Here is a 20900-nt window from a genome sequence, read left to right as displayed (position 1 = left end):
TTAGTCTTCATTGCTAGTACCTTCAATCAGTTAAGTCTTATTTATAAGTATAGACAACAATTAGCTACAACAGAGCCGAATTTCAACACCATCAAATCCGGCTTTAATCGCATTTTCTGCGGCTTGCGCATAATCATGCACCAGTGATTTTATCTCATCAAGGCTCACTGCTTTTGGCGTTTTATAGTTTAGTTCGCGCATTCTCGGTACGCTACCTTCGACACCAATGGCAGATGGCGCTAATACTGGCGCATCATCGTTGCCTTTGCCATAAAAATACGGATGGGCCACACGACCGGTATGCCAAAGCTGGGCAAATATTTTACCGCCGTTTTTGTGCACTGCGGTGGTGACTGTTTGCCAGCCGTCAATTTGCGCTTGGGTAAATAAACCTGGCGTATTGGGATAACCTTGACCGTCGGGGCGAATAATTACCGCTTCTGAAATAATTAATCCAGCCTCGGCTCTACGGCCGTAATAGTCAGCCATTGCTTGCGTAGGTACTAAATTATCATCAGCCATACAGCGTGTTAATGGCGCCATTAATATTTTATTGTTTAAACTAATGCTGTTATTTAACGCGTAGGGTTGGAATAAATTTTCGGTCATGATTTTTCTCTATCTTGAATGTACATTCAAGATACCTTTATTTGAACGAACATTCAATTACTATTTTGAATGCTTGTTCAAAATTAGGTATAATCATGGCATCGACAACATGAAGACAATAAATTAATGCGCAATGCTGAGTTTGATAGAGAAAAAGTACTAAGAGCAGCCATGAAAGCTTTTATGCATAAAGGTTATGCCAATACCAGTATGCAAGAGCTTAAAAAAGCCACCGGTTTACACCCTGGCTCTATTTACTGTGCTTTTGAAAATAAGCGTGGTTTATTGCTGGCTTCACTTGAACAATACCGCGTTGACCGAGCGACAAAATTTGAGCAGTTCTTTGCTAACTCAAACTTAACTCTGCTTAATTTAAAATCATACCTTGATAATGTCGTTATTGAATGTATTAGCTGTGATAGTGCTCAGGCTTGTTTATTAACCAAGGCTTTGAATGAGATAGCAGAACAAGACAGTGAAATTCAACAGGTAATTACGGCCAATTTAGCTAGGTTACAACAAGCGCTGGCGGAAAAGTTTGCCCAAGCGAAAGCCGAAAAAAGTATTAGCACGGACAAAGATTGCGATCATCTAGCACGGTACTTTTTAATGGGTATCTATGGTTTAAGAACGTTTGCCCATACTCATCCTGAGGCGAAAATATTAGAACAACTGGCTGAGCAGCTTTATCATGATGTTTCTCAGTAGTTTTAGTCATACCTTATTTTGATAACCCTAGCCCTTAATGAGATTTTAAATTTATGAAAAATATCGTCTTTATCAGCGATGCTACAGCCGATATTCAGTCTCAATGGCTAGCAATACTCAAGCAAGAATTAGTCAATGAAAGCATACTTTTACCTGAACAGATCAGTGACTCTCAAGCTAAAGATATAGACATTGCCATTGTGGCCAACCCAGATACAAAAGACTTGGCCAGATACCCAAATCTAGTTTGGATACAAAGCTTATGGGCTGGGGTAGAAACGTTAATCGCTGCCGTCATTGACAAGCCAATAAAGCTGGTAAAGTTAGACGACCCACAATTGGCAAAAACAATGGCTGAATCTGTACTGGCTTGGACCTTATATTTGCAAAAAAACATGGCCAACTATGCTCAACAGCAAGTGAGTAAACAGTGGCAGCAGTTGCCTTGTATAACATCCGCAGAACTGAGAGTCAGTGTCTTAGGGGCCGGCGCACTTGGCATTGCCGCTTTAGCTAGCCTTAAAAACTTAGATTACCACCTGAGTTGTTGGAGCAGAACGCCAAAGCAGCTTAAGGGTATTAAAAATTACCTAGGCTATGCTGGTTTACAAAAAATGCTGAGTAAAACTGATATTTTAATAAATCTATTACCGCTGACTCCAGAGACTTATCACCTGCTTGATAAGGCATTATTAAGTAAACTTCCTCAGGGAGCAAAGCTGATAAACTTCTCTCGAGGCGCGGTTATTGATAGCGAAGCATTGTTGAAACTATTAGAAATTGGCCATATAGCTCATGCCGTGCTCGATGTCTTTGAACATGAACCCTTAACACCAAACGATGCCATGTGGAGTAACCCAAATATCACTGTCTTACCCCATATTTCAGCACCAACCAATATGCACTCGGCAGCAAAGGTTATTGCTAAGAATATAATAAGCTATCGTGAAAACAACATCATGCCCCATGCTGTAGATGTTCAGCGAGGATATTAGCAGCCCAGTTAGCTAAATGCCTACATAGCAGACAAAGGTAAGCCAGCTTTGACTCTACGTCTGCATGAGTGCAGCAATAATTCTATTCTAGCGGCCTTGTCTTTATTCTTCTGCCATATTCAACGAGATACCGAACATTAGTTAAAACACCAGACACCCACTCAAAATAATTAATACATTATATCAATAAATCATCGTTACTGATTTACATTAGGCCGAATTTAACTTTGAGTATTATGGTAACGAAGAGGGAATTCAAATTAATTTAGCAAGCAACTTTTGGCAAATTGACACCGTTGCTCGTTTTTTTAAGCGACTAAAACACCAGACACCTAAAACACCAGACACCCACTCAAAATAATTAATACATAATATCAAAAATCAACGTTTCTGATTTACATTGAGCAGAGTTTTCTTTGATTTTTATTGTGTCGAAGAGGGTATGCAAACAAATGCACAAAAACAGAGTTTTCATCCATTTTAAGGCACAACTAGCCTTAAGTGAGTAATGTATCTAGATGAGTTATATGGATTATTAAGCAAGCAACTTTTGGCAAATTGACACCGTTGCTCGTTTTTTTAAGTGCTGATGTTCACAAAAATCCGTGAGTGCTTGCGCTCTACCCACTGCACCATGGAAACACTGCCTAAATTGTGTAGTTAACACCAACCAGTTTTCGTGACTTATACCTAAGCGGGTTAATATTTCAGGTTGGAATTTTTCAATATAACCGCGTTTATCGGCTCGAATACAGCGGCCGGTTAAATCAAGCAATTGTATATAGTCACTTAATTCAAACGGTAAACCTGTAGGCATGTTCTTTCTTGGATTGCCAATAAAGGGCAGTAGTTGTTGGGCTTGCTTTCCTTTAATCGCGGCTTTTATCCGTCGTTGAATACTGGTGTAGTTCGATGTTTCTGGGGTTTTAGCTACCTTAGCTCTAATTGGATTTAAATCAACATAAGCCATACAAGCTATTAACGCGGCTTCATCAAGCAAGGCTTGAGATTTAAAACGTCCTTCCCAAAACCTGCCGGTACACCCATCTTCAAGATTGGCTTGTTTAGCAATGGTTTCATTTAAAATACGCATAAACCAACTGATATCCATCAGGCGCTGACGATAAACCTTGGCGGTTTCGTTTACAACCTGTTGTAGCGTGTCAATGAGTGGCTCACCGCGTAAATATTGCTGGGTTAGCAAGGTACCTTTAAATAACCGGTGCCAACGGCTAATCACTTCATGCATTGACCATGACTTAGCTTGCTGCTCATCAATAAATAATACCAAATGGGTATGATTACTCATGACCGCATAAGCACAGACATCAATCGCAAACACCTCACTTAATGTCTGTAGTTTATCGGCGACCCAAGCACGTCTATGTTCATAGCTTTGTCCTGTATGCTTATCTTCACCACACAGATATGCCCGCCGAACACAACGAGATACACAATGATAATAAGGTGTATCAACTAAGCTTATTTGCTGTTTTCTTGCCGTCGCCATAATAACTCTCAAAAATATTCGTTGATGGTTATTTGAGCATAGCTGATGCCACTCATTATTTCCATTTGAGTGGGTGTCTGCTATATACGCATAAACCAACTGATATCCATCAAGCGCTGACGATAAACCTTGGCGGTTTCGTTTACAACCTGTTGTAAGGTATCAATAAGTGGCTCACCGCGTAAATATTGTTGCGTTAGCAAGGTCCCTTTAAATAACTGATGCCAACGGCTAATCACTTCATGCATTGTCCATGACTTAGCTTGCTGCTCATCAATAAATAATACCAAATGGGTATGATTACTCATGACCGCATAAGCACAGACATCAATCGCAAACACCTCACTTAATGTCTGTAGTTTATCGGCGACCCAAGCACGTCTATGTTCATAGCTTTGTCCGGTAAATTTATCTTCACCACATAGATATGCTCGGCGAACACAACGAGAAACACAATGATAATAAGGTGTATCAACTAAGCTTATTTGCTGTTTTCTTGCCGTCACCATAATAACTCTCAAAGATATTCGTTGATGGTTATTTGAGCATAGCTGATGCCACTCATTATTTCCATTTGAGTGGGTGTCTGCTATATATTTCCATTTGAGTGGGTGTCTGCTATATATTCTTTATGAGTCAAAGTCATTTATCAGACGATTTTACTGGGTTACCTCTTTCTTTTTATCGAACGCTTGAAGAATATTGCGCAAAAAAACAGATTAATACTTTTGATTACCCATTTGTTATAGGTATGCTTATCGCATCAGTTAGCTGGAATGATGTTAAGTTTGTTAACAGCTTAGACAAAGGCATACAAACATGGTTTGTTGACCGCTTTAAAAATGACTTGAAAACTTTTGCAACACCAGTAAAAAAAATCAAGTTAATAAAAAAAGCTGCATAATCTAAGTAAAAGACCGCAGTTATTTCAGCTACGGTCTTTATTTTTTTTGATGGTGTTAGTGTTAACTGGTTCTATCACGCTATGGATTCAGTATCCGTTAACTTGAAATGTTAATCAATAGTCACAATCTCATATACTTAATATAAAAGGAGTTTCAAATGGCGTTAAGTTTTAAGAATATATTATCTAATTTTTTAAAAAATATAGACACATCAACTATAGATGAATTTAAGACCCATATTAGTTCATCATTGAAATCCAGAAGTAAGGAAATTGAAATAGACTATCAGAGCCTCAGCTCAGATAAATTTGAAAGCTCTGAAGACATGGAAGGTTATAAATTATACCTTGATGATTGTGCCTATTTCACAGATGAAATGGAAAAATTAAGTGATGAATTTCTAATAATGGCGCTTTATAAGCAATTAGAACTTCATGTAAAAAAAGCAACAAACAGGCTAGCTCCATCTATCGATACCACTGGCTTTTTCAATGTAGGTACCTTGCAAAAAGAACTTTTAAAGAAAATGTCGATTAACATTAAGTTACTTGATAGCTATGCTGCTTTCACTGAATTGCGTGAAATTAATAACTCAATTAAACATCAAGGTGTTGTAAGTGAAAAATTAGCCAAAGCTAACTCTATTTGGGTAGAAGGCCAAGAATTAAATAATTTAAGCAAAACGTATGAAAGGTTAAAGCCAGAAATATCTAAATATGTTCTAAACTTCGTAGAGGAATTAGCTAAAATACCTTAAATTTGAAGAGATTTAAGAATAATTCAACGCGACAGCTGATCAATCGAAAACTGCAATTCATAAACAAGTGACTGTGTAATGGTTTAATGAAACTAAAAAGCTAACCTTTAATGGGTTAGCTTTATAATTTTTTTTTAACAGTTTATATTTTTTCCGTTGCCAAGACCTTGAATAATACCTTCATTCATCGCCATACTCCTTAAATTTACTAGTACTGATACAACAGGGCTTCGATCTTACATCTTTGAAATTACGCTGAAATGTAAAGAAAATTAAGATATTCATACTTGAAGTATTTCTAGTGACTTAGCCTGTTTAAAGTTAACCGTTCCTACGTAACCAACAATGCCTTCCCTTTCAAGTTCAGATTCTGTTTTTATGTATGCCTGAACAAATTTAACGTAGCGACTGCCAGTGATCTTTAACGAAGAATGAGAAAGTTCGATGTTAAATGCAACTACCGAATTAGAAGGTGGAGACTCCTTTTCAGTATTTAATGAAAAATGAGAACGCCTTGCTGCATCTTTTAATAATTCCATTTGCTTTGATAACTCTTGTATTGAGTCGCTCGATATCACAATGTCATCCATATATACACTAATGTTTAAAACTCCATTGTTTGAACATGCTTTAATACATTCACCTAATGTACTGTCATCAAGGACAAAACACCAGACACCCACTCATAATTACTAACAAAGATAACCAGCGCTATTGACTAACATTAGGCAGAATTTAACTATAATTGAGGTGGTAAATAGGTAATAAAAATACAGGCACAAAAAAACCGACGTTAGAAGTCGGCTTGTTTCGTTATAGCCCTTGGAGAACAAGGGAGAGTGGTACCAGCGGTCGGACTCGAACCGACACGTCTTGCGACAGGGGATTTTGAATATATAGCGCCTTTAAATTAACTATATATTTCAATAAATTAAACCACCTTAAAATCAACTTTGCAAAAACTTTGCGAAAAACTCTGATTTCAAATATTATAGTAAGCACGTAAATAACGCGCTTTAAGGGTATTTGAAATGGCTAAGCAAATAGATAAATTGGTCATCAGTCCTACTCTGCATATAGCTAAGTATGACAATAGTAAGCGTTGGGTTGCAAGGTTTAAGATTGAAAAAAATTGGGTAACTAAAACAACGGGCTGTATTGATGTTAATGAAGCGAGAGACAAAGCAAGCAAGTTAGAGCTAACCTATCAGATACATCACGACAGTGGTATTCCAATTAATGGTAAGCGCTTTGATAAAATCGCAGAGCTTGCCATAAAGCGTATGGAAGATGCGTTAACGAAAGGCACAGGTAAAGTTTCATTTAACGATTACATTGGCACTATACGTAAGTATCATATTCCTTTCTTTGGTAAGTTCAACATAGCCTCAATAGATTTAGAAAAGTTAACCGAATTCGATATTTGGCGCATATCAGAGTTAGGCCGAGTTCCTGCAAAATCGACAATCCTCACACATAATGCCGCTATGATGCGTGTCTATGATGAAGCTGTGATCAATAAGTGGCTTACACAAACGCAAGTACCTAAGTTAGCTAATAGTGGCACTTCTGGAGATAGGCGCGCAGCATTTAGCAAAGATGAATTAGATAAAATATCTTATACCGCCAAACAACAAATACTCGAAAGTAAAAACAAGAAAACGGCAATGATACGAGAGATGCTTGTTGATTACATTACTGTCGCTGTTAATACAGGTATTCGCCCTGGCACAGAAATGGATAACATTACATGGGGCGACATATCAGTTGAACGCAATCACGATAAAATTGTATTTTTTATTTATGTACGTAAAGGCAAAACAACAAAACATACAGGTGCCAGAAAAGTCGTATGTAATCCTGATGTCATCTGGGCATTTGAAGAATTAATCGCACGCTTTCCTAATAGAAAACCAGCCGATATATTATTTAGATTACGTGACGGTTCTATAAACAAACAGTTAGGTAAAAACTTCGAACGAATTCTTGATGGATTAGAAATAAAAGATTCGCCTAGAGGTGAACGTACTCTTTATTCACTACGTCACTCATATATTACTTGGCAGCTTCTCAACAAAGTGAACCCTCAAGCTATTGCTAGGCAATGTGGAACCAGTCTCCAAATGCTAGAACAACATTACAATCATATTGTGCCTGAAATGTTTGCTGCTGAATTATCTGGCGTCGATTTAACTGACCCAACTCAAGACGAAACATTATCGATACCAGATAAAGATTATGATGTAAAAGTTGCAGCAAAAATGGCTAAGTGGCTATCTAAATTTGAGATTGAAGTTAAACGCCGTGGTTGTATCTAAGTATTTGAGCCCTGTTAAGCTGCTTTCAGCCCCAATTTCATTTAAGCAGCTATTAGCAATGGACTATGAGTCTGTAGCTATTAAGTTATTTGCGCCCGCACAAATCAATAACATCAAATATAAAATGCTTCATATTTTTAAGGCACTGCTTAAGCACAAGCTTTGGAAGTATGAGCTACACAAAGACTTAGACGGTTCGTGTTTAGCTATGGGAGAAAAGGTTTGTCTTAACTTATCCTTTATTATTGCTGCAAGGCAAATGTTAAATATTGATGATCCAATAGACTACAGCATTGCCGGTGGTTTTCTTGATAAAGAACTTAAACAAGGCTTAACGGATTACTTAATATCTATTAATGTTACAGCCCATATTTAACCTTAAATTATTTACTTTTATCATACAGCTTCTCAAGCCCTTGAGTTCAACCGATGGACGCAACACACCTCACTTTTATGTTCACTATTTCAAGGGTAGCTGACATGAGAAGTATGTTTATATCTCGCTAACGCGCAAAAGCGAGATAGCGCCAGCTTCAATGTTCAGTGTAATTAAATTAATTCGCAGTATTGTTTCTCATGCATTCAAAATAATTGTATTGATTGATTTTATGGATAAAATCAATCAATTGGGATTTATTGCACCGCCAGTTTATTGGTGATAGATTACGGTCTCAATTAAGTTTGGCATTGAAAATCAATTATAATTTCGTGACTGCCAAAAATTTATCCGTTTTATGTCTATGTGAAGGGAGCAGTTTGAGTGATCAAAAAAATCATAATCGCAAATATCAAAGGGATTGGTGCAGACACCAAAAATGGGACATTCGAATTCGATATTCCCAAAAATAAACCGAGTATCTTTGTTGCTCCAAATGGATTTGGAAAAAGTTCATTGGCAACGGCATTTAAATCACTAAAAAGATCAAAGATCGACCTTCATAAAAATGATTTTTATAAAGGAAATGAAGAAATTACTCCTAGCATAGACATATCATATTTAGATGATGATGGAAATATTCAAACTGTAGCTGCAACCGATTTAACAAACAATATAGATAGCGTTTTTGATTGGTTCGTAATAAATAACCAAGTCTTTGCTAAAGCAAAGAAGAATAGAATTGGCGGCCATGTTATTGCCACTGCATCTCTAGAGACCCCTCCTGTAATTTTATCTAACTCAATACCTGAGCGTTTAACATTCAATTATTCTGTTGCCGACCAAAAAGCTAGATTTGGAATAAATGGAAAAGTGTTACCAAATATATCAAGGCTTTATAACAACAGAGAATTAATTAAGCTGTTAAGAAGTAATCTTGTTTATCTTGATAGGATATCGGGGCAGCGTATTCAGGAAAGAATCGATACCTTTATTCAAAAGGTAAATATACAAAATGGATCAAAAGTAGAACTTCTTGAATGGATTGATGAAAATGAAATTGATTTCTTAGCAGACACTAGTAATCTTTCAAATATAGCATCGATTTTTAATTCTTTTGACTTGGGTTTTTTAACTGATGCTGAAAATTATCTAGCCGCTATCCAAATGTCTTATGATTACAATAACAATACACAGGATTTTAAAAAAGCAGTAAATAGATCTATATATGAGCTAGAAAAAGAAATCTATGAACGCTTATTTCAAGATTTTAATTCTAGCTGGAAAGATTTTAAACCTAAAGAAAAAGACGGAAAACTGATTGTTGAAATACCTAAAGCACATCACATTTCTAACGGTCAGAGAGATGTAATGTGCTTTATAGCTCTTCTTAAGAAAGCTGAATTGAGTCTTACGAAGAAAAGAAGCATTCTTATCATAGATGAGGTGTTTGACTACCTTGATGATGCAAATTTGATTGCAGTTCAATATTACATTACGCAACTAATAGCTAAATTTAGAAGTGAGGATAGAATGTTTTATCCAATAATTCTCACTCATCTAGATCCGTCATTTTTCAAAAACTTCACATTTAGCAAACAAAAGATTTTTTATCTAGAAAAAAAAGATGCCAAGATAAATGAGCATATGAAGAAATTGCTCATAAACAGAGCAAAGCCTGAAATTGAATGTCGCGTATCAAAATATCATTTACACTTCGAGCCTTTATCAATAAATATTAGGCAAGAGTTTGAAAGCCTAGGGCTTAAGCCAACTTGGGGCAATTCCGCCGTTTTTGATCAGTATGTTTTTTCAGAGTTTACTAAATATATCAATAATGAAACCGTTTACGATCCATTTGCAGTCTGTTGCGCCGTTCGAAAGAAAATCGAAAGATATGCTTATGATAAATTAAACGACGAAGGATTTAAACACGAATTCCTTAGTACGCATAAAACATCAAATAAATTGAAGTTTTCGGAAAAGAAAGGAGTCACTATACCAGAATCATTCCATTTACTCGGGATTATTTATAATGACGGAATGCATTGGAAAAACAATGAAGTAGCTATTTCTGGCAAGCTAGAAAATATGACAATTAAAAAAATGATCCGAGAAATCGAATAGGTCTAGTTAGTAATCATAAACTCACATAAAAAACCTAATCCCAGAGCCAACATTAGCACGATAAATCCTAAAGCGCTTTGTGCCCTAGAAGATATAGAATTACGATTAGTTTTTGTCTCGATATTGCCGTGCTCTGCGGCAATGATCGTGCGTAGTTGAAAAATTATCAGAGAAAAGTACTTTGTTAGGGATTTAAAGGAACCTTACTCCATGCAGCGTTTTCAAAATACCCAAGTTCGCATTGTATTTTTTCAACATGACTCTCAAATTCTTCCGTCCATACAGGGATATCTATATAAACAATGTCTGATGAATAACCATTTTTAGCTTCCCCTGGCCTATCTCTTGCTATTCCTACTACCAAACGCACATTAGGAAATCTTCCACGCACTACGAGACATCTCATACCTAGTTCCTGAACCCTAGCTTCTCTATCACCGCTATCACCAGTTAAAAATACGAAGGCTGTGTTTTGATATGCCAAGATAACTCTAGAGGCAATCTTTAACTCTTTTTTTTCTAAAAACTCAATTAATGATTCCGCAATGTTTGCTCTATGGCCTCGTGGCTGAAGGGCCATTTGAACAAGTGCTAGTTGATTACTAGTAACCTCTTTTGTGTCGTAGTCAAACATTCCATCCGTTAACAAGTCATCAATAAAGTGCTCTATTAATTTATCCCAAAAATATGAAACCTTAAATGAAACCTGCAAAGCCTTGTAGTCGTCAGAGTCTACGAAGCCTTTAAATACTGTATCATCAATAATGAGTAAGTCTGCTTTATCAGAAGGAAACGAATAATTGTTTAGCAGGTAAATTGCTAATAGGTCTTCAATTCCACCCCCTGAAAAAATTATGTTTGCTCTCGTGATTAGAGATTCAACGTCAGATAAGAATCCAACAAAATCTGTAATGGTATCCAGTAAGCCAAAAATTGCACCTAAACTAAACTCATCACAAACATGTACGATGCCGTATCCAAGATCTCCTGATTTAGTAGCAATCTTCCTTTGCGCTCCAAGGGACACAGATATGCGATGGATTATGCGTTGCTCTTTTGGTGGTAACTCAACTTGGCGTCCATCATGTCGAATAAAGCTTTGAGTAGAGCCTAACCACCTCTCTGCTCCCCAAATTTGTGATGCGGACTTATCGATAGCTGATTTAGTCCATCTGTTCCAGCCAGCTTTATCTCCAGTATCTTTGTACTTGATGTCCTTTACAGAAATAATAACTATATGATTTCCACAAACAATTAAACAATCACAAAGCTCTTTTCCTTTTTTTCCCACGGGATTGGGGTGGGTCCAAAGCGTAAGAAAAGCCCTTTCACTTATGGATGCCACAAACTTCTCTGATTCAGTTAATCCTTCTGACATAAAATTCTCATATCGCCCAACAGTTTTATTAGGTTGGCGCTTCATTAATACCATTTATTTGATTATTTAATAATATATCCTAAACCCTTTAAATTTCAAAGCGTTATATTTACTTATAATTATGAACTAAATATTTGTATGGCTGTACGTCTCAGTATTATTATTAAAATGATTCATTAGAAAATATCTTGCAAAACATCTACTACTACTGTCACCAATACACACCAAGTTGCCAATTTTAATATCCAGATATTTAATCCGATCCAGATGTTCAATTTGAACCTATAGACTGTAATAAAAAATATGGTCGCGCGGTTTGTCATCACGGAAAAATAAAAGATAATTACCGCACTACTCTACCGCGGCAGTTACAGTAACCATTGAATTAGTGCTTGCTTGATAAGCGACAAACGTATCAAGCTTAGTTCTTAAGTAAGCATAATAAATATCTTCTTTTTCTTCTTGTGCTGTAGGTAAGTTTTCCAACTCTATTAATTCTAATAATTCGTTTAGTGTTAATCGTTTTGTTTTCATAATAACTCCTTTGCTATATTTATCAGCACACTCGCCGTGTAAAGAAACTTGTAAGTTAATTGACACCTCAGGAACCAGTAATTAACCGTAAACAAAGTCTAGGTTGATTATTAAGTAGACAGTAAAATATAGATAATACAATTACTTGACACTTTTATTGAGATTAAAATTATGATTATTGGTTACAGCAGAGTTTCAACAAAAGACCAGTCAACAGCCGTACAAATCGAGCAATTAAATAAACTAGGTTGTGAGAAGGTATTTGAAGATGTTGAATCTGGAAAATCAACTAACCGTAAACAGTTAAACGAAATGCTCGACTTTGCTCGTGCAGGAGACACTATTCATGTAATGAAGGTTGATCGCCTAGCACGTAACACCATAGATGCTTTAACTATTGCAGATAAGCTCAAATCAAAAGGTGTTGGCTTAGTATTTCAGGATTTATCTGGGGTTGATATTAACTCCGACGTTGGTCGTGTTATTTACACTACAATATCAGCATTTGCTGAAATGGAGCGCAAACGAATACTACAACGATGTAATGAAGGTCGAGCAAAGGCAAAAGCTGAAGGTCGTCACATGGGAAGGCGTAAAAACTCTGAAATGCATCAATCAATTAAGCAGCTTTTTTCTCATGGCATTGCAAAAGCTCAGATTGCCAGAGAATTAAACGTTTCAAGGCAGACCATCTATACGGTGCTCAAGCAATAGAACACCGTAAAAATTAAAGTTAATCTTCTAAAAAGTACGTCACTGGATCGTAAAGCATACAACCTTCTATTTTAATAAAAAGTAATAGTGATTCCGAGTCTTGCTTCCAATATTCTAATAGTTTCCTCTTGCCAAGGTATCGTGCTTGAGAATCAACACTTGGCTTCATTAATACGAAACAGCACCTAAACTCTAAGGTACTATCTACGGTCACAACGAAAGACATGTTAATTTCAATATTAGAAATATTTTCCCTAGAAAATTTTAACCCTCTGATACCAATGTCATTTTTAGATACACCAAATTTATTACAAAACAAAGATTTTATGGTGCTTCTTATTAAGTCGTTCCTTTTTGAGATGATTATATTAAGATGACCATAGCCTTTAACCGTCGCAACTAACCAATCAGGAACTGTATGCTTGAAGCTTTCAAACTGACTAGCTAATTCCTTATTCACATCAATCATAAGCTCACCTAGAAGTGCAGTCTTGTTATTTACTGTAAGTGCAACATCATGGCAATGTTCGCTTGGCAGAGTGGCGACATATTTAATCTGTGCCTTAAAGAAATTGTCAGAAAAATATTCAAGACATTCATTTAGTGGACGAAGGTAGACATCTGAATCATCACCTTTGAATTCATATTTAACTTCAATGATGAATTTTAGTGAACCATGCATCAAAGTAAATTCATACAGTTTTTCACAACAAGAGACTACATGATAAAATGGCGCATAATGCCCTAACTTTTCACCTTTAGTATTTGAAATAAAGTAATCTGCCACCTTGAATGGTAAGTTAAATTGATCTTGTAAAACCTGAGCACTTTTTTGCATATAAAGCATCACATAAAAGTAATCTTCTTTTTCCGCACCTAATATATCTTGAAAATTAGGTGATTTAATTAAATCACTAAAAGTACTTTTCAAATGAATGTGAATATCATCTGATAAGTCAGATAAATTTAATTTTGTTTTGGCACATGCTGTATTTTTAATAATAATATTCATAGTTTTGGCCTTAGTTATTTTTGTATGCATTATTCAACTTCCATTGCATTTGTTGTGTATTAAGGAGTGATTTCATTGCAGTAGTATTTTTCTTATCAAATAAGCAGTCGATAGCACCAACCGCCATCATTAAGTGCCGAGGGATAAGTTTTAATTTTTCTGGATAAGATGCATGCCCATAAATAATTTGGTGCATGGTATCGATGTTGCGTACAGTTACATCGAGATTATGGTTTTGCATCAATAGGTAACCAAGAGGTGTGATCTTGGGGCTACCATGATCATCGGTAACTATGTGACCTTTTGTCAGGTATTTACTTATTTCAGAAAATTGATATGGGAACGGCTCTGGATTATTAATCCATTGTTGTTGGTTAAATCTATATGCCTGAGGAGCCGTTCTTTTTGGACTGATTATAGGTCTGCCCTCAACCTTAGCTAATACACCATTGTAAAAAGGGCTGCGAGTATCGTACGACATTTCAACGACACACGAACCTGCAAGGTATTTACGTAACCCACGTAAGATAGCTGTTAGCAAAACTGATGTTTTCAAATCGCTTATGCCAAAAAAATGAATCCAAGTACTTTCACGGTCAAACATACCATCTTCTAGAAGCCAAATAATTCTATGAAGTTGCACGGTAAAGTTATTAGCTCGACCAGCACCAATAGCCCAACCGTGCAAAGGATTTAGCTTTATTGCCTCGTACCATAATCGACAATCATCAAAACCTTCACCTTGTAGTACATTCAAAAATTTATCGTGCTTTTGCGCGCCTAACCCTATATAAACATCTTGAAAATAAAGTGTTTTTTGAAGACAACTTGCTAAAGTCGTATATGGAAAAAACTTACTCAATCGTTTACGCCCAGTTAATTGGTCGTACATTTTGTTAGTTGGAATATCAATCAACGGTGCTAAATCAGCGTACTTCAATTGATATCTGTAAATTGATTCGATAACTTTCAGCGTGAATGTAATTTTGTCTGCTTGAAAACCGCCACTGTCGATCATTATTAACGAATCTTGGTTAGCACCTATCACCCTTTCAGTGGCGATCGTCTTGCTAATTCCTGACTTCTTCCAAGGTTTTTCAACGCCAGCAGAATATAAAACAACATGAAGACAAAATAACCGTGATTCTCTATTAAGAAAGTTTAAATCTTTAATATCTAAACCCGAAGGCATAGTGTGTGGTTTTAATATCTCTGTTGCATAATTACTTTGAGCAGCAGGGAAATATATAGCGTAACCCAAGTGATTTTGGGTTGATGGATTAATGTTAATCATCTTAATACCTAAAATATGTGAATTAGCCCTTAATTAGTATTCAGGGCTAGTTAATAAAGGTTACTTGTCTAAGTTATTCATAACTAATTCAACCGCTTTAGGGTTTGTGGCAATTAGCACGATATCAATAGAATTTTTCTTTTTATGTCCGATCATAGCGACAAGTTCACTTTCAGGGGTAGGAAAGGTATTGGTTAATTCAAAATTACCTTTTGAGGTACAGCCGTCTTTCAATTCCTGAGCAAATTCTTTTACTTGCTCAGGAGTTAACTTATCAGACGTTGTCGTAGTGGTATATGTGCCTTCATCAACATCTAGCTTTGATGCACAACCATGAATACCGCCGTTATCTTTAATGTAGTCAGCGACTTCTATAGCTTTTTCATCATAATTTTCTAATGTGAATTCCAGCTCTAGATTATTTTCGACATACTCCATAGTCTTTGCCGCACGAGTTAACCTAGCAGCATAACTATCAGGATTCACTTGCCACGTGCGCTTTAATGCTCCTAGATGTTCAGCTCTTGGTGACTTACGAGAGAAACCAGATAACTCTACCGCAAAGTACACTGGATCATTAACTTTAGCTAACAACTCCCAACCTAGGGCATAGCCAACTGCCAAGTAGTTACTATATCGACCATCGTCATAACATTTCTTAGCTTTTTCTTTTATCGGCGCGAAAACAGAAGTATCTTTCTTTAATATTTCATTTTCTTCAGGTGTTTCAGGTATAGCAATATTTAGCCCTTTACCTGTCCCTACATCATCAGTAGGTAATGCACTTTCTATAGCTAAAGCTGCTGCTGATTTTGCAGGCTTAAACATTGAGGTATTAGCGTCACCTTCAGTTTTTTTCTTTACATTGGTTTTAGTTTTCATAACCGTCTCCGTTATTCAAATTACAAATGCCAATCAATTGATTGACGCGAACTGCAACGTTGCGGTTATTGAATATATAGATCAGTCGTTAAGAAAACGAAGACAGTTTTAACCTACAGATTCAGGTAAAACTGTCTAAAAAATGGATTATTGAAATGAGAAAGGCTAATTTGCTATTTGATTATTGCAACTAGCAAATAGTAAATTGCAATTAACTGCGCCCCCCTTTAATTACCCCGTGATTCATATTGTTAACGAATCCCTCACCTTGCTTAAGAATTTTTTGGAAGCTATCAAAAAATCGTTCAATCTCGTCATAAGCTTGATCAACGCTCATATCTATGACAAGTCCTTTATCCGTTAACAACGTAAACTTCTGGTATTGTTCACGTTCAGACCGCCAGCATTCCTTTGATGAGTTCATAACATCAAGAAATACTTCATATTTTCTTAGCAATTGTAATTCTTTATCTTCAATATCAAATTCAAACAATCTTTTAAGAAAAACCGCGTCAAGCCAACGTTCATAACTTCTTTTATCTCTGGCTCCTGTTTTGTTAATGCCAAACTCTGCAAACAATTGTTGTTTAATCAGCTCCTTGTTGGCATGTACAAGAATTTGTTGTAAATGAGATTGATGTGAACTATTGAGTACATCTGCATTGCCATCACAGGTTAAATAGATGGTATTAGCATCAAGATTTTTCTGATCGCTATTTATAACTTTTATATCCTTAAAGTTAGGAAGAGCTAAATTCTTTAAGTTTCTATTACACCAAATTTCAAATAAGTCAGCATAGGTACTATGATCTTCGTCATGAGCCAAACCAATGATTGACCCCCAGTGGTTTTTAATTGAGTCCATCTGAATATCTGATATTTCACCTTCGTACTTAGCTCCAGCTGTTTGGATAAAATATTCACGACTCATATATAAAGCGCAGAAGCAGAAATACGGAAATTGATAGTTATTATTAATTATAAATTCATTCATATCAGTCTGACATAAAGAACTAAATCGGCTTACACAGCTTTCATCTGTGGCTATTTTTTCTGCTATCTCTTCAGGTCTTAATTTGTTTTTCATTATTAACTCGATAAAATATGCTGCATAAAGTATGGAAAGTGAACTTTTAACAGCATTACTTTTGTGTTTTATTCATCTGGAATTAATTCACTTTAACAAAACATCATTTAGTAATAACAAAAAAGTCTACTTTTGATTGATATTAAGTCTTGGTTGGCGTTCCAACCAAGTGTCTAAGTTAGCTTGCTTCATCTTCGCAAGCTCAGATAGCAAACGAACTCGACAGAATGAATTAAGTATTACTTTTGGATTAATGTTATAGCTGTTATTTCTTTTCACCATCAGCTCACTATTAAATGGGTCAGGTAACCCATCTATCGAATTAAATAAATTGTAAAACTTAAATAGTTTGCAAGGAAGTGACTTCGGCAGGCTTGCTATTAAAGCTTTGAATACGAAATATACCCCAATGAATCATGTTTATTTAAGTGCTTTGATATATAGCTAATCCAGCCATCAACGTAGTAAATAATTTCAAAATCATCTACGTGATTCGAGGCATAGTAAATTTTAGCCCAGCATCGTTTTACCCGTTTAATAAATTCATCTTCAGTTAAATGCTCCGGGATCAATGCGGCACAGTGCAAATGAAACTGTTGGTTTTTACTTACTTCAATTGTACCGAATATCTTTAACTCTTTATCGTTATTCTTCTTGCTTAGCCTTTTCCAGTTACGCCCGTAACAAGCTTTAGCTAAGTGATTGTAAAAACGACTAAAACAGTCTTCTATAATACCGAACTGCTTTTGAGTTAACCCTTTATCCCATAAGTTTGTTCTATGCCCTAGAGGGCTTTCTCGTAGTGTTAAATTAACAGTAAGGTTTGGCCTAAAGCTAGATTGTTGAAGTTGTTGGACTACTGCTACTTGTGCATTAACAAGTGGATGGTATTTATATCTGTCATCCATAACATTCTCCTTTTTAATATAAAGCTATTTATACAAAAGGATTAAAAAGATTAGTTAAAAGCGGTAAAAGGAAGCTCTTTTTACATCTTTGACTGGTACTTCCTTTGGAGGAGTGAATTAAGTGATTTCAAAACCGTGCAATCAATTGAAAAATTAACTAATTTGATAAATACATGTATGGATTTTATTGTTTTGGGGTACTGTCACCCCATTGTAAATGGAGTATTTATGGAATTACACGATGTATTTTTATCACTTAAAAAACAAAAGTTATGCCGAAGTGGCCGTGATTTTTCTGAGCATTATTTAGGGCAAGGTCGTAATTACTACAGCGTAATTCGAGCACGTGAAATGCAGGTTTCGACAAAAGCACTAATGAATTTATATTTCAAGCTAAGAAGCCAAGCAGAACAGTTAAATGACGAACGATTTCCCATTCGGCTAAAGCATCAACCATCCCTTCGAGAAATGTCTGGCTATGTACTAGAAGATGTTAAACAGCGGAGTAAATTTAACTCTTAATCTACATGAAGTTTCAAAGTCTGAATATGGCCTGATAAAGTAATATGTTATTTTATTCCCTTTCCTTCGTGGAAGCTAACAGCGATAATCACAATAATTCATATTTGAGTATTTATTACTTAGCAAATCATCTTTTAAGTTCATATTTTTATGATATTAAATAAATTGACAAACTGGATGTAAATACAGTATATTTTGCAAACTATTTTAGCTCTTATAAAAGAATAACTTTATTGAATAATAAGTCCCATTTTCAATACACATTTATTGTAAGTTCTTGTTCGAATCCAGAACAAAACACAAGTATAATAGCTCGAAAAAATATGATTTAGGCGTTAAAAACTTACTATTCTTCAAAATAGTAAGTAAACGTTTTATTTAATGATGATATAAAAATTGCAGAAGGTTTTAAGATAAAAATGTTAAATGTAGTTGATCTTTTTTGTGGATGCGGTGGTATGTCACTTGGTTTCCAAAATGCAGGCTTTAATATCAAAGCAGGATACGAGAATTGGGACCCTGCGATAGCGGTTTATCAGAAAAACTTTAAGCACCCAATCCATAAAGCTGATTTAGGAGATGATACTTACCATAAAGAAATTTCCAAACTAAAACCAGATTTAATAATAGGTGGACCACCTTGTCAGGATTTTTCAGATGCAGGATTAAGAAATGAAAGTTTAGGCCGAGCGAGCTTAACGTCTTCTTATGCGGATATTGTCATTAAGAGTAAGCCAATGTTTTTTGTTATGGAAAACGTTTGCCGGATTACTAATACGAAAGTATATGAAAAGATAGTTAAACAGTTTAAAGAGGCTGGTTATGGTCTTTCCATACATAAACTTGATGCAAGCTATTGTGAAGTTCCGCAAGCGAGACGTAGGCTTTTCCTAGTTGGACATTTAAATGGCCCAAATGATTTTTTATCAACAATAATTGAAAGTTCATTATTAAAAAAACCAATGTCCATTCATGACTATCTAGGAGATTCATTAGGGGTAGAATATTACTTTAGGATCCCTAGAAGTTATTCTCGAAGAGGGGTTTTTAGTATTTATAAACCATCTGTAACTATTCGAGGTGTTGAAAGACCGATACCTAAAAACTATAAAAAACATGAAGGTGATTTGGTCGAAATAGGACCAAAAGTAAGGTCTTTAACTGTTATTGAACGAAGCTACATACAGACATTTCCTAAGACATTTGAATTTGAAGGAACAAAAACAAGTTTAAATCAAATGATAGGCAATGCAGTACCGGTAAAGTTAGCTGAGTTTGTTGGGAAAGCTATTATGATGTACATAAATCAGAATAATTTAATACAGGAAAACAAATGAGAACTGTCGATTTGTTTGCAGGTGGCGGTGGAATGTCTTGTGGTTTTCAAAACGCAGGATTTAAAGTTGTAGCGGCATATGATAATTGGAAACCTGCATTACAAGTATATTCTGATAATTTTTCACATCCAAGTTACAACATTGATCTATCATCTGATAGTGCTATTAAACATATTCAAGCGCACTCACCAGACGTCATTGTAGGAGGACCTCCATGTCAAGATTTCTCTATTGCAGGACACAATAATAAAGATTCAAAAAGAGCTAACCTAACTATTGATTTTGCGAATATCGTTACTAAGTTAATGCCCGAATTTTTTGTAATGGAGAATGTTTATAATATTGAAAAGAGTACCGTTCTCCCTAAGGTATTAGATATTTTCAAACGTGCAGGATACGGTCTAACCTCTCATGTTCTTAATGCTAGTTATGTAGGTGTCCCGCAAGCTAGAAAAAGGTATTTTTTAGTTGGACATGTCAGCTCTAAAGATGACTTTCTAAAGAGTATCCTTTTAAAAAACCTTTCGGAAAAACAGACAACTGTTTACGATTATTTTAAAGAGTCTTTAGGTATCCAGCATTATTATATGCACCCGAGAAGTTATGCCAGAAGAGCCGTATTTAGCATCCATGAACCTAGCTCTACTATCAGAGGAACGAACAGACCAATCCCAGCTAATTATAAACGACATCCTGCTGATAAAGCAGATATAACTGATAATGTTAGATCATTGACGACAAAAGAACGGAGTTTGATACAAACATTTCCTAAAAACTTTAAGCTTAATGGGAATAACAAATCACAGCTTGAACAAGTAATCGGAAATGCTGTTCCTGTAAAGTTAGCTGAATATGTAGCCAATTGCATATTAGAATATAAGTCAGAGCTTTCAAAAAATTCAGATTAAAATTAACGCAGAACTTATA

At 35.6% G+C, this 20900-nt stretch carries 20 protein-coding genes and 2 pseudogenes; 11 read left to right on the top strand and 11 right to left on the bottom strand.

The genetic code is table 11. The features are described from left to right. Nucleotides 1-78: 78 nt before the first annotated feature. Nucleotides 79-609 (bottom strand): annotated as a pseudogene (locus MTCD1_RS11435) (oxidoreductase); the annotation flags it as partial. Between the two features lie 126 nt (nucleotides 610-735). On the opposite strand from MTCD1_RS11435, the gene MTCD1_RS11430 reads away from it, so the two are divergent. Together MTCD1_RS11430 and MTCD1_RS11425 are read left to right on the top strand one after the other, a co-directional pair. After that, nucleotides 736-1317 carry a TetR/AcrR family transcriptional regulator gene (locus tag MTCD1_RS11430; protein WP_057179706.1) on the top strand — a complete coding sequence of 194 codons (582 nt, stop codon included), beginning with the start codon at nucleotides 736-738 and terminating at the stop codon, nucleotides 1315-1317. Nucleotides 1318-1370: 53 nt separating this feature from the next. Continuing rightward, nucleotides 1371-2312, top strand: a complete 942-nt coding sequence (locus tag MTCD1_RS11425) for a 2-hydroxyacid dehydrogenase (RefSeq protein ID WP_057179705.1) — start codon at nucleotides 1371-1373, stop codon at nucleotides 2310-2312. A gap of 535 nt (nucleotides 2313-2847) precedes the next feature. On the opposite strand, the gene MTCD1_RS11420 is transcribed toward MTCD1_RS11425, so the two are convergent. Together MTCD1_RS11420 and MTCD1_RS11415 are read right to left on the bottom strand one after the other, a co-directional pair. After that, a complete protein-coding gene (locus MTCD1_RS11420) occupies nucleotides 2848-3822 on the bottom strand; it encodes a transposase (RefSeq protein WP_088568949.1) in 975 nt (324 codons plus the stop codon). An 83-nt stretch (nucleotides 3823-3905) separates the two neighbouring features. After that, a pseudogene (locus MTCD1_RS11415) lies at nucleotides 3906-4331 on the bottom strand (transposase); the annotation flags it as partial. A 122-nt stretch (nucleotides 4332-4453) separates the two neighbouring features. Between MTCD1_RS11415 and MTCD1_RS11410 the strand changes: the two are divergent. Both MTCD1_RS11410 and MTCD1_RS11405 read left to right on the top strand, forming a co-directional pair. Then, nucleotides 4454-4726 carry a hypothetical protein gene (locus MTCD1_RS11410; protein ID WP_057179703.1) on the top strand — a complete coding sequence of 91 codons (273 nt, stop codon included), beginning with the start codon at nucleotides 4454-4456 and terminating at the stop codon, nucleotides 4724-4726. 158 nt (nucleotides 4727-4884) lie between these two features. After that, the gene (locus MTCD1_RS11405) at nucleotides 4885-5484 is read left to right on the top strand and encodes a hypothetical protein (protein WP_057179702.1); all 600 of its coding nucleotides are present in this window, start codon (nucleotides 4885-4887) and stop codon (nucleotides 5482-5484) included. A gap of 281 nt (nucleotides 5485-5765) precedes the next feature. Here MTCD1_RS11405 and MTCD1_RS11400 read toward each other — a convergent pair whose 3' ends face one another. Continuing rightward, nucleotides 5766-6167: an RNA-dependent RNA polymerase family protein gene (locus tag MTCD1_RS11400; RefSeq protein WP_143760112.1), complete on the bottom strand. Its 402-nt coding sequence runs from the start codon at nucleotides 6165-6167 to the stop codon at nucleotides 5766-5768. 348 nt (nucleotides 6168-6515) lie between these two features. On the opposite strand from MTCD1_RS11400, the gene MTCD1_RS11395 reads away from it, so the two are divergent. From MTCD1_RS11395 to MTCD1_RS11385, 3 genes are all read left to right on the top strand, one after another. Next, a complete protein-coding gene (locus tag MTCD1_RS11395) occupies nucleotides 6516-7802 on the top strand; it encodes a tyrosine-type recombinase/integrase (RefSeq protein WP_057179700.1) in 1287 nt (428 codons plus the stop codon). A 58-nt stretch (nucleotides 7803-7860) separates the two neighbouring features. Further along, a complete protein-coding gene (locus MTCD1_RS11390) occupies nucleotides 7861-8178 on the top strand; it encodes a hypothetical protein (protein ID WP_159459906.1) in 318 nt (105 codons plus the stop codon). A gap of 384 nt (nucleotides 8179-8562) precedes the next feature. Further along, nucleotides 8563-10305: a hypothetical protein gene (locus MTCD1_RS11385; RefSeq protein WP_057179698.1), complete on the top strand. Its 1743-nt coding sequence runs from the start codon at nucleotides 8563-8565 to the stop codon at nucleotides 10303-10305. Between the two features lie 184 nt (nucleotides 10306-10489). Here the strand turns inward: MTCD1_RS11385 and MTCD1_RS11380 are convergent, their stop codons facing one another. Beyond that, nucleotides 10490-11683 (bottom strand): hypothetical protein, encoded by a 1194-nt coding sequence (locus tag MTCD1_RS11380; protein ID WP_057179709.1) that lies wholly within the window; start codon nucleotides 11681-11683, stop codon nucleotides 10490-10492. Between the two features lie 351 nt (nucleotides 11684-12034). Further along, complete coding sequence (locus tag MTCD1_RS11375) at nucleotides 12035-12217, bottom strand: hypothetical protein (RefSeq protein ID WP_057179697.1); 183 nt, start codon at nucleotides 12215-12217, stop codon at nucleotides 12035-12037. Nucleotides 12218-12388: 171 nt separating this feature from the next. Between MTCD1_RS11375 and MTCD1_RS11370 the strand changes: the two genes are divergently transcribed. Then, nucleotides 12389-12931 carry a recombinase family protein gene (locus MTCD1_RS11370; protein WP_057179696.1) on the top strand — a complete coding sequence of 181 codons (543 nt, stop codon included), beginning with the start codon at nucleotides 12389-12391 and terminating at the stop codon, nucleotides 12929-12931. A gap of 19 nt (nucleotides 12932-12950) precedes the next feature. Here MTCD1_RS11370 and MTCD1_RS11365 read toward each other — a convergent pair whose 3' ends face one another. The 5 genes from MTCD1_RS11365 to MTCD1_RS11345 form a co-directional block, all read right to left on the bottom strand. Then, on the bottom strand, nucleotides 12951-13943 hold the full coding sequence (locus MTCD1_RS11365; RefSeq protein WP_143760110.1) for a hypothetical protein: 993 nt from the start codon (nucleotides 13941-13943) through the stop codon (nucleotides 12951-12953). Nucleotides 13944-13953: 10 nt separating this feature from the next. Beyond that, a complete protein-coding gene (locus MTCD1_RS11360; protein ID WP_057179694.1) occupies nucleotides 13954-15237 on the bottom strand; it encodes a hypothetical protein in 1284 nt (427 codons plus the stop codon). A gap of 60 nt (nucleotides 15238-15297) precedes the next feature. Continuing rightward, on the bottom strand, nucleotides 15298-16119 hold the full coding sequence (locus MTCD1_RS11355) for a hypothetical protein (RefSeq protein WP_057179693.1): 822 nt from the start codon (nucleotides 16117-16119) through the stop codon (nucleotides 15298-15300). A gap of 211 nt (nucleotides 16120-16330) precedes the next feature. Beyond that, a complete protein-coding gene (locus MTCD1_RS11350) occupies nucleotides 16331-17206 on the bottom strand; it encodes a hypothetical protein (RefSeq protein ID WP_057179692.1) in 876 nt (291 codons plus the stop codon). A gap of 380 nt (nucleotides 17207-17586) precedes the next feature. Further along, entirely contained in the window at nucleotides 17587-18114 is a 528-nt protein-coding gene (locus MTCD1_RS11345; RefSeq protein ID WP_057179691.1) for a hypothetical protein, read from the bottom strand. 228 nt (nucleotides 18115-18342) lie between these two features. On the opposite strand from MTCD1_RS11345, the gene MTCD1_RS11340 reads away from it, so the two are divergent. The 3 genes from MTCD1_RS11340 to MTCD1_RS11330 all read left to right on the top strand — a co-directional run bounded on the left by MTCD1_RS11340 (nucleotide 18343) and on the right by MTCD1_RS11330 (nucleotide 20881). Then, on the top strand, nucleotides 18343-18636 hold the full coding sequence (locus MTCD1_RS11340) for a DUF6626 family protein (protein WP_057179690.1): 294 nt from the start codon (nucleotides 18343-18345) through the stop codon (nucleotides 18634-18636). A gap of 419 nt (nucleotides 18637-19055) precedes the next feature. After that, nucleotides 19056-19973, top strand: a complete 918-nt coding sequence (locus tag MTCD1_RS11335; RefSeq protein WP_057179689.1) for a DNA cytosine methyltransferase — start codon at nucleotides 19056-19058, stop codon at nucleotides 19971-19973. Then, nucleotides 19970-20881, top strand: coding sequence for a DNA cytosine methyltransferase (locus MTCD1_RS11330; protein ID WP_057179688.1), 912 nt, complete (start codon nucleotides 19970-19972; stop codon nucleotides 20879-20881). Before MTCD1_RS11335 ends, MTCD1_RS11330 begins: the two co-directional genes overlap by 4 nt. Nucleotides 20882-20900 lie beyond the last annotated feature (19 nt).

The sequence above is a fragment of the Colwellia marinimaniae genome, from assembly GCF_002207865.1.
GTDB classification, from domain to species: Bacteria; Pseudomonadota; Gammaproteobacteria; order Enterobacterales; family Alteromonadaceae; genus Colwellia; species Colwellia marinimaniae.
Note: the sequence above shows the minus strand (reverse complement) of the source record. Positions and strands in the feature narration are given on the sequence as shown.